This window comes from Jiulongibacter sp. NS-SX5 (assembly GCF_052828545.1).
The window spans coordinates 2,491,880-2,508,241 of record NZ_CM128248.1 but is presented as its reverse complement, the minus strand read 5'-3'; the positions used below and the strand labels follow the sequence as shown (position 1 = coordinate 2,508,241).

Here is a 16,362-nt window from a genome sequence, read left to right as displayed (position 1 = left end):
GGCTATTGCATGATTTTACTTTCTAGCACTTTGAAGAAACGGTCTCTATGAGTTACTCCCAGTGGTATTCTCACCTCACAGTCAAGTAAAGTAATTTCACCTCCATCAAGATGGTTTATCTGATCAAGGGAAATAATAAATGATTTATGTGTCCTAAAGAACATTTCAGAAGGAAGACGTTCTTCTAGTTCTTTCATTGTTAGAAGAGAAACTATTCTGTCACCTTGCTTGGTATATATAGCTACGTAGTTTTTAAGCGATTCTATGTAAAGAATATTCTCAAACTTTATCCTGACATACTTACCTTTTCTGTCAGTTTTTACCATGATATAATCGTCTACCCCAGATGAGTACTTATTGGTTAATCTTCTATGAGCTTTTTGAGCGGCTTCCAGGAAGCGGTCAAATGCAATTGGTTTCGTTAAGTAATCTACCACATCATGCTTGAAACCTTCCAATGCATATTCAGTGTACGCTGTTGTGAGAATAACCATAGATTTACCCTTGAGTAGCTCCAGGAAGCTTAAACCGGTAAGAGTAGGCATATTGATATCTAAAAAAATCAGGTCGATATCATTTTCCTGAACAAAGTCCAATGCTGCTACGGAGTCACTAAATGATCGTATGTGGTTCGCTGAAGGGATTTTCTGGAGGTAGCTCTCTATGATTCCTATCGCCGCTTGTTCATCATCTACTACTATGCAATTCATTACTCGGGGTTTTGTATGTATACTTTAGTAAATTAAATATAATCAAAAAATTACTTCTTCCATAGTACAGAGAGCTTTACCTCATAAAAGTGCTCACTGTCATCGATGTCAATCGCATAATTATCATCGTAAACCAGCTGCAGTCTCCTTTTGATATTTTCAATGCCCACTGCGGTGGTTTCTTTATCCTGAAAGTCTTTTCTTTTTTTGTTTCTGCAAATAAACTCAAGTTTTTCTTGAGATACCTTAAGCTTGATATGAATTGGATTATTAGGTTCATCTATTACGCCATATTTAAAGGCGTTTTCTACCAATGACATTAAGACCAATGGTGGAAGAGCAAAGAAAGGGAATAGCCCTTCTTTATCAAATCTTACTGCCACCTTATCACTAAAGCGAGCTTTTTGAAGTTCAATGTATTCATCTATAGCGTCTATTTCTTTCTTGAGGTTTGATACCTCACGTTTAGTACTCTCTACAGAGTACCGCATCAGGTTGGTCAACTTAATAATTGCCTTCCCCGACTTTTCACTATGCGGTGCTACTTCGCCGTAAACAAAATTTAAGGTATTGAATAGAAAGTGTGGGTTAATTTGAGCCTTTAAAAAGTTTAACTCTGTTTTGAGCAACTGCTGCTCTGTTTTGAATAGGATGTCTTGTTCTTTGATACGCTGCAAATAAATCCAGAACGCAAAAGCATAAAAAGCTGAAGTTGAAAATCTCCAGACTTCAAAAAGGTATGCCCTCCATACAGACTCTTTTACACTCAATAAATACGATTCTAGTTTAATTAAGTGTAAGGAGATTAGATAATTGGTGTAAGCGAAACCCATCACAATTAGAATAGCTACTAGGAAAGGCTGAATTTTTTTTCTTGGTAAGTTTCGGTATAAAACCCCTACTACTGAGTAGAAGGAGGAGGTGAATAAAATAAGTGTTGTAAAATAGGATGCTAAAAACTTCCCACCTGAAATTTGACGATAAGTAAAAACAAAAATAAAGTCAACCAAGTAGTAAAGTGTCCAAGCTAAAAGATGTTTTCTTATCTCTTTTTGATTGTCTTTTAAAAAGCTTCTGATCGCTTCGAAATTCATTTTGTACAGTTAATTAAGCTATGTGTACTTAGTATAGGCTGGAAGGTCAATTAAATTTTACTGGCATATACGTAAGATGCACCTTTGTCATAGTTAATTCTAACTATACGGTATAGTTAGTATAAATCATAAACTTAACATAAGATGAAAAATTTAAGTATTTCGAAAGTAGTTGTTTCTAAACTAAATGAAAAATCAAGAGTGAACCAAAACGTAAAATCTACGGCTAAACTCTTTGTGACATTGCCATTTGGTTAAATTGTATTTCTGCATTTATAAAATGTAAGAAAAGCCGTACACAATAGCCCTCCCAAAACCATCCAAAAAAGTAAAAATGAATAAGAAGTATGCAGATTACCATTTCCCACAAAAGCACATTTTTTTGTCAGCTTTTAAGAGAATCATTGCATAGCAGAAACTTTGACGTGGCTTCATATGCTACTTCAGGGGATTTGTCGTGGAAGCAGATAAGTGTAGTAAAACCAGACATTGCGATTGTCGCATTTCCGCTCGAAAATATGACAGGAGTGGAATTAGTCAGGAAGATTAGAGAAGTCGGTAATGGCACCAAAATACTTTTTATGTCACAAGACTCCCTTGAAGCTAAGGAAGTCGATAATGGATTGGATGTAGAAGGGCATGTGATGTCAACAGACAGCATGAGTCAATTTTTCTTTGCGTTACACGAAATAGCAGGCGGAAGAAAATATGTCTCACCCAACGTTGAAAAGTTACTGGCAAGTACGATCACGAGCGAAAATTCTAGGTTAGATACCTCTGTTTTAGAGCTACTTACACCTAGAGAGCGTGAAATTATGCGAGCACTTTCGGACTCATGTACCACACCCGAAATTGCAGAGAAGTTTACAATTAGTAAGGCTACGGTAAATAATCACCGAGCCAACATTATGAATAAGCTAAAGCTAAAAGGCAGAAACCAGCTATTATCACTGGCGGTTTCGCTGAAACCTTACTACTCTATATCAGCATAGAGTTGATATAGATAAAACTGTCATTGGTGTAATTTTTTTTCGGCGAACCTCAAGAAGAATTTTCTTTGGGTCACTATTGAAAAGATTCACAACCTGCTAGATGCACAGTTAAACTTTTAAGTCATTACTCCGCAGAAGAAATTCTTGCGGAGTTTTGTTTTATATACACTCTACTTTAAAACTTCTTTACCGCTCATTAAGAAAGTTAGGTTTTGACTTCATTATCAAAAAGAAGGGTCTTATTTTTGCCACCGATTTTTTCGGGGTGTAATGAAAATCTATTGATTTTCAGCCCTTTAAAAGAGGAACTAATTTAAAACAAAACCAAAATTTATCATGTCTGCAGTACATCAAGTAGCTGAACGTATCCAGTCTCTGGAGCCCTCTGCTACCATTGCGATGTCCCAAAAATCTCGTGAGTTACGAGATCAGGGAATCGATGTTATTAACCTTTCTATCGGTGAACCCGATTTTAAAACACCTGAACATATCTGCGAAGCAGCTAAGGAGGCTATTGACGCAGGTTTTCACTCTTACACACCAGTACCAGGTATTCCTGAGTTGCGAAAGGCTATAGCAGACAAGTTTAAACGCGACAATAATATTGACTGGAAACCTGAGAATATTGTAGTTTCCACAGGTGCTAAGCACTCTTTGGCTAATGCTCTTCAGGTAATGGTGAACCCGGGTGAAGAAGTGATCATTTTTGCACCTTATTGGGTGAGTTATTCTGAAATGGTGAAGCTGGCTGGTGGTGTACCGGTTATTTTGAAAGGTTCATTTGAGAATGGTTTCAAAGTTACTCCGGAGCAATTAGAGGAAGCTATCACTGATAAAACTAAAGTGATCATGTTCTCTTCGCCTTCTAACCCAACAGGTGCTGTTTTCAGTAAGGCAGAACTTACGGCTATTGCTGAAGTAGTGGAGAAACATGAGCATGTTCATGTTTTGGCTGATGAAATCTATGAATATATCAATTTCATGGAAGAAGGTCATTTCTCAATAGGCTCAATCGATGCCATAAAAGACAGAGTTATTACTGTAAATGGTATGGCTAAAGGTTTTGCTATGACAGGCTGGAGAATCGGGTATATTGGTGCTGCAGAATGGATAGTTAAAGGAATTACAAAGCTTCAGGGTCAGGTAACTTCAGGGACGAACCATATTGCTCAGCGTGCCTCAGTGGTAGCATGGGATGATATGACGGCTTCTGAGACCATGAAGAGAGCATATTTAGTGAGAAGAGCATTGGTAGTAGATGGCTTAAAGTCAATCCCTGGCTTTAAAGTAAATGTACCCGATGGTGCTTTTTATGCCTTCCCTGATATCAGTGAATTCTTTGGAAAATCTGATGGTGAAACCACCATAGAAAACAGTGGTGATTTCAGTATGTACTTACTAATGAAAGCTCACGTGGCCACGGTAGCTGGTGCTAGTTTTGGTGCTCCAAACTGTATCAGAATTTCTACGGCCGCTTCTGACGAATCTTTAGAAGAAGCTATTGAGCGTATCAAGAAAGCTTGTGCTGAGTTAAAATAACCAAAGTTATTATAAGAATGGGGTGGTTGTCTATCAAGGCGATCACCCTTTTTTGTTTCTGATGTATTTAGCTGCTAGATAGCCGGGAATTCCACTTACTGCTCCCCCTCTTAAAGCTGCAGAACCACAAAGGACAATATTCGGGTCTTCAGTTTCTACACCTAGTTTTCCCTCTAGATCTCCATTTTCAGCATAGAACCAACTCAGGTCATTATGGAAAATATTACCAAGAGGTAATCCTAACTCTCTCTCTAAATCTAAAGCACTTTTACACTCAATACAGAGGTTTCCTGATGAGTCTAAGGCTATCGACTCCTGAATAGGCTTCTCTAAATATGGATTAATGCCTTCATAGAATAGCTTCAATACTTGAGATTTAGCTTTTTCATTGTCTTCCTTAAAAATAGAGTAGGGCGTATCCATGCCAAAAGCTGTGATGGTATGAAAGCCCTTATGGCTTAATTCTTTTGAAAGAATGGAATCATCGGTAAGTGTATGGCAGTACATCTCAAATGGAAAGTTTTTAGGCAGTTTTCCGCCAATGCTTTGTTGATGTGCTAACTCTTGCTGTTCAAAATTCTGATTTATATGAAGGGTGCCACAAAATGCATCTTCCGGGCTAACACGTTTGTCCTTAAGTTTTGGTAACTTTTTTAGTAAAATATTGATTTTGAAAGCCGTGCCTTCGCTTATATTTAAACGGTAGTTTGGTAAAAGTTTATTTAAAAGGTTCGGGGCAGCATTAAAAAGGAGTTTTTGACATTGATAGCTTTGATCTGCCGTGCTAACCATGTAGTGTGATTTTTTTCTGGTTACGTCTATGACTTCTGATTCAGTTTTAAAACTGACATCAAGGGATTTCGCTTTTGTGATCAATTGTTCCACCAAGGCTCCCATGCCTCCTTTTGGAACCTTCCATTCTCCGGTTTTATTTCCGATTATATGGTAAATGAAGGTTCGGTTTTGTAGTAAAGAAGGATCATAAGCACTTGTTTGAACTCCAATGCGGGCATCTGTAAGAATGACCCCTTTGAGAATATCCGATTTAAGGTATTTGTCAATGAATTGGCCTATAGGCTTTTCACAAAAGTCTTCCCTTAATTCTTGTTCATTTTGCTCGGCAAAAGTGCTCTTCCATTCATTTTTCGATTTTAAAGGTTCAAGAAGTGAATCCCAGATAATATGGGCAAAGGCCAGACACCTTTCTTGAAGTTTACAGTAGCCTACCCATTCTTGCTCTCCCAGGCCTAGCTCCAAAATTGATTTTTTTGAAATGGTTTCAGATTGATTACTAATCAACAGGCCTCTGATTTCATCATCCTTAATATAAGGTGTATAACTGGCCGTATCCCTACTAAAAAGTTCGAGGTCTAATTCAAGGTCTTTAATAATACGAAGAGGCAATAGGCTGATTAAATAACTGTAACGAGAAAGCTTGGCATCATAATCGGGAAAGGTTTTCTGTGAAGTGGTAGCCCCTCCCAGATAATCAGATTTCTCGAGCACCAGTACGGAATAGTTTTCCTTAGCCAGATAACAGGCGGCCACCAAGGCATTATGCCCGCTGCCTACGATGATAATATCGTATGTAGTTTTCATTTGACCATGATACTCAAATTTCCTCAAATTGTATTGAGGCCCAGCTGAGAATTGGAACTTAAGTCTGCCAAATATGTTCTGAGAGCATGAAGAAAAATGTGAAGATTGATATCGTTTCAGACGTGGTATGTCCATGGTGTTATGTGGGGAAGAAGAACCTTGAAAAAGCCTTAGAACAGTTAGAAGATGTAGAGGTAGAAATGAACTTCAGGCCTTTTCAGTTAGACCCAACAATCCCTGTGGAAGGAGTTGATAAATTGGAATACAATGCCTCAAAATTTGGAAGTGTAGAGAGGTACAAAGAATTATCACAGAGAGTAATAGAGGCTGGTGATAGAGCAGGCGTTGAATTTAATTTTGATGCCATTCAGCGTGTACCCAATACATTAAAATTACATAACCTTTTATATACGGCTCAGAAGGAGGGCAATGGGAAAGAACTGAAAAGCTTCTTGCTGGAGGCCTTTTTTGAAAGAGGTGTAGACTTAAGCTCAAATGAGAGTATCCTCAAAGAAATGGAGGATTATGGTTGGGAAAAATCCAAGACTCAGGAAGCTTTAGATAGCCAGGAAACCGCTTATTGGGTGCAGAAAGAAGTAAGATATTACCAGGAACTGGGTGTTTCTGGAGTTCCATTTTTTATCATTGATCAGAAGTATGCCTTAAGTGGAGCCCAGCCTCCAGAAGCTTTTGTTCAGGCCATCACAGAGATTAGTGGTAAAGTACAAAATGAGACGGCTGAAGCTTGTGATATTGAAGATCCGAATTGTTAAATTGGTTTCTTAAATAGAAATGAATTGAAGCAATTACTTTTTATCATAGGTACAGCAATTTTCCTGAACGCATGTTCGGTACAGAAAAAAGTAACTAAAATAATTAGCCCTGGTGAGCACCATCATCAGGGCTTTCTTTTTATCGATGTACAGACTGGGGACACGCTTTTTGAGCAAAATGCTGATAAATATTTTATACCGGCGAGTACTACAAAGTTGTTTACCCTTTACAGTTTTTTAAGAAATCAACCGGATAGTCTATTAGCGTTTTCTCTGGCTTCTTCAAAAGATACTGTTTTCATTAAGCCGGCTTTTGATGGCACATTATTACATCCCAATTTTCAGTCTAAAGAGGTTTTAAATGAGCTAAAAGGGATTAAAACCGTAGTGATTTATCAGAACACTTTTCTTGGGAAGCATTATGGTTCTGGATGGATGTGGGATGATGCCGCCGACAATTATCAATCACCTCTGGCTTCTGTACCCCTCTACGAGCATTTGGTTGAAGTGAGTTTGAACGCCGATTCGATTCACTTTTCAATTCCATATTTAGAGCAAAGGTTTTATTCTTTAGGACAAGACTTTATACCCTTACTTTCTGTTCAAGACCTGAAAAATAAAGTTGCAAAATCTCCGCGTAGCTTCCCGTTTATACTAAGTGATGAAGCTCGTGCAGAGCTGTTAAGTTCTCAGTTGAAAACCAATGTTGTTTACGGAAGAGTGCCCGGTCATGTAAATTATGAGTCTGTTTACTCCACTCCAGCAGACTCCGTTTTGAAATACATGATGTATCAAAGTGATAACTTTCTTGCCGAGCATCTTTTACTGCAGTCTGGCTTGCAGGATTTTAGTGACTCTATTTCCAGTTCAAGGGTAATCAGAAACTTGCTTGAAAATGAGCTGGTTGGTTTGCCTCAAAAACCACGTTGGGTAGATGGTTCAGGTTTATCTCGATATAACCTGTTCACACCTGCAGATCTGTGTTTTGTTCTAGACAAAATGGAAAAAGAACATGGTCTTGAAAAGCTTAAAGAGTTCTTACCCGTAAACGGACGATATGGTACAATGAAGACATTTGCTGCAGATGAACAACCTTTTATTTATGCCAAATCTGGCTCTATGAGTGGGGTTTATAATCTGGCGGGCTATTTCAAAACAGATAGAGGCCGTTGGATACGCTTTGCGATGATGCATAATAACTTTACCGAATCTGTAGGCAGTGTCAGGTCTGAAGCTGTAGACTTTTTGGTTCGGTTAAAATCTACTCTCTAGCTCTTTTGATAGTTGGAAAGCTAGCGGTATTATTAAACTCTCTCAGGCACATGAGTATCTGATAGGTGAGATCATAATCAGATGCTTCTAAGATAAACTCATCACCCAGTTTACAATATTCCATAAACTCAGAAAGGTCTGGTTCTTTTAGCTTGGTGATGGTGGCTACTTTACCTTTATTATAACGTAGCTCTATATAGAATTTGCGTAAGTCTTGGTATTCAAGTTCTGCGGCTCTTCTTCTGTTTTTGCCTTCTTTACTCCACAGATCATACAGGGCGTCTATAGAAATACCTGCACCACCACCCAGACCGCCACTTCCTGAGAGCTGAACCAGATTCCCCACAATATCCCGCTTCATGCTGGCGGCATTATGAGGGTTTTCCAGAAACTCTTTGATTTCTCGTTCTATGGTTTCGGTTCTTTTATCTTTTACCACCACCTCTGCCAGTCCTATGGCCGTTTGCTCCAGGCCTACCACCAGGTCATCTTTGCTTTTATCCCAATACACAGCTTGCCTCCCATAGCCTACTCCGGTAATAATTAGGGAATCTCCCTCGGCGGCTCTGATGTAGAAGTCGCCTTCGGCATTGGTGACTACCACATGTTCTGTTCGTTGGTTGGTCACCGTGAGTGATGAGATGGGCTTTTGAGTGGCTCCATTGATTACTTTTCCAAACACCGACCACTGTTTCTGTGCCATGGTAAATGATGAAATCAAAGACAGGAAAAGGATATAAAGAAAGGTTCTCTTCAATGGTTTATATCGGGTAAATGCGGCCGTTAATTACGGCGAAGCTCGGCTTGCCATTTTTGGTTAAAGCGAAATTAGCTTTTTTCTCAAAGCTTAAACGTGTAAGACCATCTATCTGATCCTTGTATTTTGTTAATATTCCTGAAAATTGATCTAAGGCTTCAATGACATAGCCATCAGCATCAAAAGTTTCGATACCGAAAGATGTACTCAAATCTCCAATATCCTCTACGCAACTCTCCAAAGTATAGTCTGTAGCGTCTTGGTTATTCTTCTCATTTAGATAAATGCCTACGTCAATTTTTTGACCTTCATATTCGGCATTCTTAATCAAAAGATCAAAAAGGCATTTTGTATTTAAAGGTATTGACTCATACTCTTTTAATGTTCTGTTCGTAAAACTTTGCTTGGCAATTGCTTCAAAAGCTTTCAAAATAATCAGGAAATTGAGCTTTCTCAATTCCATTTTCTCTCGTTGATTGCCATTACCCCCAGATTCTATTAAAATTAGTCGGCTACCCCACTTCTGTATATTATCACCAAAGGCCCGAGGCTCAAACTCATCAGAGAACCTACCTACTTTCCCGGGAATAAAATTCTGTAAAATATCATTCATCTCACATATGACTTGCATAGCCTCGGTACGTGTTTCGTTCCAATTGCAGGCTTCGTCATAAGCGGTAGCCAGAAATGCTATAGAAGCTTGATTTGGCGAATGACCTGCTGCCCAGCGAACATCCTGATCGTGGAGGTTAAAAGAAAAGTCAGGTTTAAGCTCTTCATGTAGTTTTTTGAACAATTTACTCTCAGGACAGGCAAGAGCCAGAGCATCTCTGTTCATGTCTATCTGCTGAGCTGTTCTACGGGTAAAACGCTCAGCACCATCTGGGTTAAGCATGGGTACAAAATGTATCTCCAATTGGCCTTTGAGAAGGTCAACAAAACCATTATTCTGATTTTCAAAGAACCTGAATAAATCAAAAAGTGCCATGGTGGCGGTGGCTTCATTGCCATGCATTTGAGACCAGAGTAAAACTTTGATTGCCCCTTCTCCCCATTTGAGTTTATAAATTTCTCGCCCTTCAAAAGAACGTCCGATCACTTCTTTCTGCAATGAGGACTTTTTGATAAGAGATAGAATATCACGATGTTTAAATCGTCTATGAGTGAAAAAAGGCTCTTTGATCTCCTCGAAAAGAGTTAATATTTCTGTTGGGCTCACGCTTTGCTGATTTTAATCAAATGAATAGAACAAAGATGGTCATACTTATTTGACTCTTCTTCTAAACTAAACTGCTATGATAACGAATTATTTAGAGAGCATGCAGAAGCAATTTCAGTATTATAAACAGCTTGGGGATCAAACTTTTGCTCAACTTTCTGAAGATGAACTGCTCTGGCAGTATAATCCAGAGAGCAATTCAATTGCAATTATTGTCAATCACCTCTGGGGAAATATGCTTTCCAGATGGACAGACTTTCTGACAACTGACGGTGAAAAGGATTGGCGAGACCGGGAAGCTGAATTTGATGCTAACATACGAACGAAAGAAGAGCTTCTACTGAAGTGGGAAGAAGGCTGGGATTGTTTGTTCGCGGCTTTAGGTTCTGTCAATGAAGCCAACTTTAACCAGATTATCTACATCAGAAATCAAGGCCATACCATCACGGAGGCGATCAATAGACAGCTAGCACACTACAGCTCGCATATTGGCCAGATCATCTATATCGGACGAATGATCAAAGGGGCAGATTGGCAAAGCCTTTCTATTCCTAAAGGTCAATCACAGACCTATAACGCTGATAAGTTTTCTCAGGAAAAGAAGAGAAGTCACTTTACAGATGAGTTTTTAAGGAAGACTTAAAAGTACACTGCTTAGTTCAAAACCAAACTCACCGTACTACCAGATAAGGCATAGTCTTTGACCTTGCCCAGACCGCGGTGTCTTACAGTATACCCTTTGTTTTCTAAGAGAGGAAGGGCATCTCTGAGTGTCATACCTCTGACATTTGGCATGCCATCATCTTCATTGAGTTTTTTCCAGATTAGACTGTCGTTTTTGACAATAGCGGCTTTTAATATTCCATCAGAATTTGGCTCGGTGGGTAAATCTAACTCCTCAGCTATTTCTTGCAGATCGGTAGAGATCCCAGCTTTTTGCTGAAGTGCCAACAGCCGTCTTTCGTATTGCTTTTGCTGAGCCGGGTGAATTTTTACATCATAAGCGAAAATCTTATCGGCAATTTCTCTAAAAACTGGTGCACAGACTTTAGAGGCATACATGCCCGTTCCCTGAGGATTATCTATCACCACTACACAGGTGTATTTTGGCTGATTAGCAGGAAAAAAGCCCATAAATGAAGTGTAGTACTTCCCTTGTTTACTATAGCCTTGTTTGCTTAATTTTTGAGCTGTACCCGTTTTGCCGGCTACTTTACAAAAACCATCTTTAATACCGGCCCCTGTTCCATGATCTACTACACCTCTCATCATCTCCTGAGCAGCTTCTATCGTATTGCTTGACGCAATTCTTTGACTGCTTTTTCGAGGTACATATTGCTCAATAACTTGATTCCCTTCTCTTATTTCTTTCACTAAGTACGGCTCTACCCAGTACCCGTCATTGGCTACAGCATTATAAAATGCCATCATTTGCAATGGAGAAATGGACGACTCATATCCAATACTCATCCATGGCAGAGTTGATCGGCTATAGGTTTTGTCTTCAGAGTTTTTGAAATAAGGCTTTTTCTCACCTTTAAGCTGAAAGCCAATAGGTTTGTCAAGATTAAACTGATTGACGTACTCTACGTATTGGTCAATACCCTTCATTCCAAACGTACGTTCTATAAGTTTATAAATGCCAATATTGCATGATTTCTCAAAAACTTGCCTTACCGTAATATCTCCGTGCACGTGGTCGCAGGTAAATGGTAGACCGTGGTGCATAATCTTACCAGTACAGTTGGCGGCATAATCATCCAGGCCGATTCCCTTTTCTTCCAAAACGGCCATTATGGAAGCCAGTTTGAAAGTAGAACCGGGGTCTGTAGAGCCCAGCACGGCATGGTTCATATCTTCCAGATAGAATGTTTCGCCGTTTCTAACACGCTTGGTTAGGTTGGTGATAGCCTTTATTTCTCCCGTGGCCGTTTCCATCACTATAGCCGAGCCGTAACTGGCATTAGTTTGCTCTACCTTCTTGCGTAACGCACTCTCCACAATATCCTGAAAATTGACATCGATAGTAGTAACCACATCCATACCGGGTTTGGCTTCGGTATTGATATCAGACTCCAGTGGGAGCTTTACACCGCCGGCGAGTCTTTTTACCAGAGCTTTTCCGTTCTTTCCGGCTAAATAGGCGTTATACGAGTATTCAATGCCAAAAAGACCCTTGGTTTTGGTGTCTCTATCCAAGCTACCAATAGTTCGCATAGCCATGCTATTAAAAGGCAAAGAACGTGTAGGTACCGGTTCAAAAATACCGCCTCCCTTAAATTTACCTTCTCTGAAAAGAGGGAAGGTCTGTAGCACCTCTTTCTCCTGATGAGAGATTCTACGGCTTACCACTCGGAGGTATCTTCGTTTAGGATCTTTACGTCTTTTACTAATCAGTGATTTATACTCCTGCTTGCTTTTGTCTTTGAAAAACCTGGAAAGAAGATAACTCAAGGAGTCTATACTATGATCAAAAAGATCATCTCTTGCCTGATCAGTGTCAAGGCCCATATAATAATAAGGCACAGAAGTAGCCAGTAAGCTTTTTCCATCGGCACCATAAATATTGCCACGCATGGCCGGGATTTCTTCTTCAAAAATCAGGCTTTTTTCTACTGCTTTATTCACCAGCTCTTCATTGCTTTGAATCCTGATGATACCATAAAGGATAATTACACCGAAAAGACTAATACCGATGAAAACTCGTAATGAGTGGCTCTGAATTTGACTTTTAATACTACTCATTCCTCCTAGTTTTTGGCTACAATCTTAACTGGTGGTTCCACATTTCGGTGCAGTCCGCGTCCTTCTAAAGATTCAGAGACCTGTGAGTGTTTGCTCTTCACCATCACAGCAGACTTGTGAGACACGAAAGAAGCCCTCTTTTCTTTGATTTCTATTTCTGCTTTTGTGAGATTTCTGTAAAGGGTTTCTAAATGATGCTGTAGACTGATATAGATAAATACCAATACGAAACCAAACAGAAACTTTTTGAGTACAGAAGTAGGGAACTCTTCTTTGATTTCGAGCCTGTCGGCAATGAATTCAAAGATGTTTAAACGACGGGATAAACTAGAGAAAAAAGATTCCTTTTGTTGACCCTTTGGGGTATTTAAAGCCATGATTATCAGGTACGTTTAATTAAAAACGACAAAGCACTAGTCAAAAGTAAACAAACCTAATAGAAAAAACCAACTTGACCAGATACCTATGGGTACAAGAGTTTTTAACTGGTAGTAATTATACGATAAATCAATCCTGTTCTAGAGGCTTCTGTGCTATACGTAGTTTGGCAGATCTGGATCGTGGATTTCTTTGCAATTCCTCGTCTGTGGCCGTTTTAGGTTTGCGTGTCACAGCCTCCAGAGGTTTCTGGATATTGCCATAAAAGTCTTTGACAATTTTACCGTCAATATGCCCACCTCTGATGAAGTTTTTGACCATGCGGTCTTCCAAAGAATGGTAAGACATCACTACTAGTCTACCCCCGGGATTCAGTATTTCAGGTGTTTGCTGAAGAAACTCTTCCAGCACTTTCATTTCTTCATTAACCTCAATTCTTAAGGCTTGAAATACCTGAGCAAAGTATTTAAACTCCCGATGTTTTGGTGCTACAGGCTCCAGAATACTTTTAAGCTCTGCAATGGTCTCAATAGGCTTTGCAGACCTGCCCATTTCTATGGTTTGGGCGGCAGTGCGGGCATTTTTGATTTCGCCATACATGCCTAAAATTTTATGCAAATCTTCTACAGAATACTCATTCACGATATTCTTGGCAGAAACCCCTTCTGCGTTATTCATACGCATATCCAGCTCTCCATCAAACCGTGTAGAAAAACCACGGGTGGGCTCGTCTATCTGATGTGATGAAATGCCTAGATCAGCCAAAATTCCATCTACTTTTTTAACCCGATGAACGCGTAGAAACTTCTTGATAAATCGAAAATTGGCCTTGATGAAAATCAGGTTAGGGTCGTCAATTTTATCTGCATTTGCTTTAGCATCATCATCCTGATCAAACGCATATAATTTACCGGTGGTTAACTTATCCAAAATGGCCTTAGAATGACCACCTCCACCAAAAGTAACATCCACATAGATTCCTTCAGGATTAATCTGAAGACCGTCTATGCATTCATTGAGCATCACCGGAATATGATAATCTGTATTCTCCATAGGTTTAGTAGAATTATTACTTTTGGTTTTGTGTTTGCAAAAGTAGTCAAAATGCCCGTGGGGCTAATTATATGGTGAGAATCGTTATTTTTTTTCTGAGTGTATTGGTCGTGACTTCATGTACCCCATCAGAAAAGCTGGAAGGATTGTGGAGAGCTGAAGTACCAACGGTGATAGGCCCTGTTCCTTTCCATTTGGAGTTTGAAGGTGAGGGAGAAGCTTTACGTGTTTTTGCCATAAACGGTAATGAAAAACTAGAATTGGATAAGCCTGCTTTCAGAAACGATTCATTGCTCATCACCATGAAGGTTTTTGAGGCTGAGATTATTGCAGAGCAAAAAGGAGACGAACTTATAGGTATTTACACCAAGAAGCTAGGGAATCTTGAAGATCGTACGGGGCCGTTTTATGCCAAAAAGGGTGTTCAGCAGCGTTTTGATGGAGAATTAAGTAATGTTAATATTTCGGGCAAATGGTCTACTACCTTCATTGAAGATTCGGGGGATACTTACCCGGCCATCGGATTTTTTGAACAAAATGGAAGTGACGTTAATGGTACTTTTTTGACACCCACCGGAGATTATAGATTCCTGGCGGGGAATGTAGTAGACGACAGCCTAAAACTAAGTTGTTTTGACGGAACGCATATCTTTCTTTTCAAAGCTAAAGTAGATGGAGATTCACTAGTGGGAGGCAGGTTTACGAGTAGTATGCTGTACAAGGAAAATTGGTTGGCCGTGAAAGATGAGCAAGCAAGTCTTCCTGACCCTGAAAAGTTAACATACCTCAAAGAAGGTTTCGAGACTCTGGAATTTAGTTTTCCTGATGGCAAAGGAGATAGTATTTCGCTTTCTGATGCCAGATTTAAAGATAAAGTGGTTTTGGTGCAGATTTTAGGAAGCTGGTGCCCCAATTGTATGGATGAAAGTAAATTCTATGTGAAGTGGCTGGAGGAACATCCAGATGCTCCTGTGGAGGTTTTAGGTCTCGCTTTTGAACGAAGTATAGATCCTGATTACGCTTTCCCAAAAATAGAATTGATGAAAGAGCGTTTTGGCATGAAATACCCTATTGTATTAGCGGGTTTGAGTAATAAAACAGAGAGTGCTAAGGCTCTTCCCATGCTGAATAAGATCATTAGCTTCCCTACGACTATTTATATTGACAAGTCAGGCAAAGTAAGAAAAATTCATACGGGATTCTCCGGGCCAGGCACTGGCGAATATTACGAGAGATTCGTTGAGGACTTCGACTTGTTCATGACCAAACTCATGAACGAGTAAGCTAGCCTAAGAAACGAGCTCGGTAATTCAGGGGAGTAGTATTTTTCAGGCTTTTGAATTGTCTGTTAAAATTTGAGAGGTTATTAAAGCCGCTCTCATAGGATACCTCAGATACGCTGTGATAGTCTTTTTGAAGCAGTTTACATGCGTGCTCTATTCTTATTTCAGTAAGGAAAGTACTGAAAGTCTTTCGTGTCCGTTTTTTGAAATATCTACTGAAGGCCGATTCAGACATGTTAGCCAGTGAGGCTACATCACTTAGTTTTATGTCTTCGTGAAAATTCTGCATCACATGCTCAAAGACCTTCTTTATTCTATTAGAGTCCTGATGGTTTGTCAGCTGCATCGGGTCTGAGGTCAGAAACTGATAGTCTGTTTCTTTACTCATTTCATTCAGAATAGAAAGAAAAAGAAGTAGCCTGTCCATACCTTCTGTTTTGGCCAGGGTTAAAAAATCCTTCTCCAGTTTCTTACTTATAGTTTGGTTAAAGAATAACCCACGTTTGGCATTAATAAGCAGATCTTTAATTTTCTTGTTTTCAGGAGATTCCAGAAAATCTTTACCGAGGAAGTCCTCATTGAAATGTAAAACCGTAGACCGGGCTCTCTTCTTGGAGCCTTCTTCATAATACGACTCATAATTTTTGTAATAATGGGGCACGTATGAGCCAATCATGGTGAGATCTCCGGGCTTAAACTCGGTGATACTGCTCCCAATATACTTTTCGCCTTCGCTCTCATGCATGAGCACAATTTCCACCTCAGGGTGATAGTGCCAAGGGGTGGCAAAATAGCCGCATTCTTGCTCAAAAAGGTTAAAAGAATGGTCAAGTGGGTTCGATATTTTTAGTAATTGAGGCTTCACGGAATAAGGTTATTTTGACCAAATGTATAAAAGTATTGCTAAAATAGTATTAGATCGTACTTGAAAAATCCTATTTTCTTGGC

Annotated in this window: 15 protein-coding genes; 6 read left to right on the top strand and 9 right to left on the bottom strand. The window is 39.4% G+C overall.

The genetic code is table 11. From position 1 onward, the window contains the following. Positions 1 to 2: 2 nt before the first annotated feature. Both ACUXV0_RS11130 and ACUXV0_RS11125 read right to left on the bottom strand, forming a co-directional pair. Complete coding sequence (locus ACUXV0_RS11130) at positions 3 to 710, bottom strand: LytR/AlgR family response regulator transcription factor (RefSeq protein WP_446189624.1); 708 nt, start codon at positions 708 to 710, stop codon at positions 3 to 5. 50 nt (positions 711 to 760) lie between these two features. After that, positions 761 to 1,804: a sensor histidine kinase gene (locus ACUXV0_RS11125; protein WP_446189623.1), complete on the bottom strand. Its 1,044-nt coding sequence runs from the start codon at positions 1,802 to 1,804 to the stop codon at positions 761 to 763. A gap of 347 nt (positions 1,805 to 2,151) precedes the next feature. Between ACUXV0_RS11125 and ACUXV0_RS11120 the strand changes: the two genes are divergently transcribed. Together ACUXV0_RS11120 and ACUXV0_RS11115 are read left to right on the top strand one after the other, a co-directional pair. Next, positions 2,152 to 2,796 (top strand): LuxR C-terminal-related transcriptional regulator, encoded by a 645-nt coding sequence (locus ACUXV0_RS11120; RefSeq protein WP_446189622.1) that lies wholly within the window; start codon positions 2,152 to 2,154, stop codon positions 2,794 to 2,796. A gap of 336 nt (positions 2,797 to 3,132) precedes the next feature. Beyond that, positions 3,133 to 4,335 carry a pyridoxal phosphate-dependent aminotransferase gene (locus tag ACUXV0_RS11115; protein WP_446189621.1) on the top strand — a complete coding sequence of 401 codons (1,203 nt, stop codon included), beginning with the start codon at positions 3,133 to 3,135 and terminating at the stop codon, positions 4,333 to 4,335. 42 nt (positions 4,336 to 4,377) lie between these two features. On the opposite strand, the gene ACUXV0_RS11110 is transcribed toward ACUXV0_RS11115, so the two are convergent. Next, entirely contained in the window at positions 4,378 to 5,934 is a 1,557-nt protein-coding gene (locus ACUXV0_RS11110) for a phytoene desaturase family protein (protein ID WP_446189620.1), read from the bottom strand. An 86-nt stretch (positions 5,935 to 6,020) separates the two neighbouring features. Here ACUXV0_RS11110 and ACUXV0_RS11105 point away from each other — a divergent pair, with 86 nt between their 5' ends. Both ACUXV0_RS11105 and ACUXV0_RS11100 read left to right on the top strand, forming a co-directional pair. Further along, positions 6,021 to 6,707: a DsbA family oxidoreductase gene (locus tag ACUXV0_RS11105; protein WP_446189619.1), complete on the top strand. Its 687-nt coding sequence runs from the start codon at positions 6,021 to 6,023 to the stop codon at positions 6,705 to 6,707. Positions 6,708 to 6,731: 24 nt separating this feature from the next. Then, on the top strand, positions 6,732 to 7,979 hold the full coding sequence (locus ACUXV0_RS11100) for a D-alanyl-D-alanine carboxypeptidase (RefSeq protein WP_446189618.1): 1,248 nt from the start codon (positions 6,732 to 6,734) through the stop codon (positions 7,977 to 7,979). Here ACUXV0_RS11100 and ACUXV0_RS11095 read toward each other — a convergent pair. Beyond that, positions 7,969 to 8,736 (bottom strand): carboxypeptidase-like regulatory domain-containing protein, encoded by a 768-nt coding sequence (locus ACUXV0_RS11095; protein ID WP_446189617.1) that lies wholly within the window; start codon positions 8,734 to 8,736, stop codon positions 7,969 to 7,971. The genes ACUXV0_RS11100 and ACUXV0_RS11095 overlap by 11 nt on opposite strands. Before the next feature lie 4 nt (positions 8,737 to 8,740). Next, on the bottom strand, positions 8,741 to 9,955 hold the full coding sequence (locus tag ACUXV0_RS11090) for a M14 family zinc carboxypeptidase (protein ID WP_446189616.1): 1,215 nt from the start codon (positions 9,953 to 9,955) through the stop codon (positions 8,741 to 8,743). 76 nt (positions 9,956 to 10,031) lie between these two features. Here ACUXV0_RS11090 and ACUXV0_RS11085 point away from each other — a divergent pair, with 76 nt between their 5' ends. Next, the gene (locus ACUXV0_RS11085) at positions 10,032 to 10,598 is read left to right on the top strand and encodes a DUF1572 family protein (RefSeq protein ID WP_446189615.1); all 567 of its coding nucleotides are present in this window, start codon (positions 10,032 to 10,034) and stop codon (positions 10,596 to 10,598) included. Positions 10,599 to 10,609: 11 nt separating this feature from the next. Here ACUXV0_RS11085 and ACUXV0_RS11080 read toward each other — a convergent pair whose 3' ends face one another. The 3 genes from ACUXV0_RS11080 to rsmH all read right to left on the bottom strand — a co-directional run bounded on the left by ACUXV0_RS11080 (position 10,610) and on the right by rsmH (position 14,131). Then, complete coding sequence (locus tag ACUXV0_RS11080) at positions 10,610 to 12,700, bottom strand: penicillin-binding transpeptidase domain-containing protein (RefSeq protein WP_446189614.1); 2,091 nt, start codon at positions 12,698 to 12,700, stop codon at positions 10,610 to 10,612. A 5-nt stretch (positions 12,701 to 12,705) separates the two neighbouring features. Then, positions 12,706 to 13,077 carry an FtsL-like putative cell division protein gene (locus tag ACUXV0_RS11075; RefSeq protein WP_446189613.1) on the bottom strand — a complete coding sequence of 124 codons (372 nt, stop codon included), beginning with the start codon at positions 13,075 to 13,077 and terminating at the stop codon, positions 12,706 to 12,708. A gap of 130 nt (positions 13,078 to 13,207) precedes the next feature. Continuing rightward, complete coding sequence (gene rsmH, locus ACUXV0_RS11070; RefSeq protein ID WP_446189612.1) at positions 13,208 to 14,131, bottom strand: 16S rRNA (cytosine(1402)-N(4))-methyltransferase RsmH; 924 nt, start codon at positions 14,129 to 14,131, stop codon at positions 13,208 to 13,210. 71 nt (positions 14,132 to 14,202) lie between these two features. Between rsmH and ACUXV0_RS11065 the strand changes: the two genes are divergently transcribed. Further along, positions 14,203 to 15,414, top strand: a complete 1,212-nt coding sequence (locus ACUXV0_RS11065) for a peroxiredoxin family protein (RefSeq protein WP_446189611.1) — start codon at positions 14,203 to 14,205, stop codon at positions 15,412 to 15,414. A 1-nt stretch (position 15,415) separates the two neighbouring features. Here ACUXV0_RS11065 and ACUXV0_RS11060 read toward each other — a convergent pair whose 3' ends face one another. Next, entirely contained in the window at positions 15,416 to 16,279 is an 864-nt protein-coding gene (locus ACUXV0_RS11060) for an AraC family transcriptional regulator (protein ID WP_446189610.1), read from the bottom strand. Positions 16,280 to 16,362 lie beyond the last annotated feature (83 nt).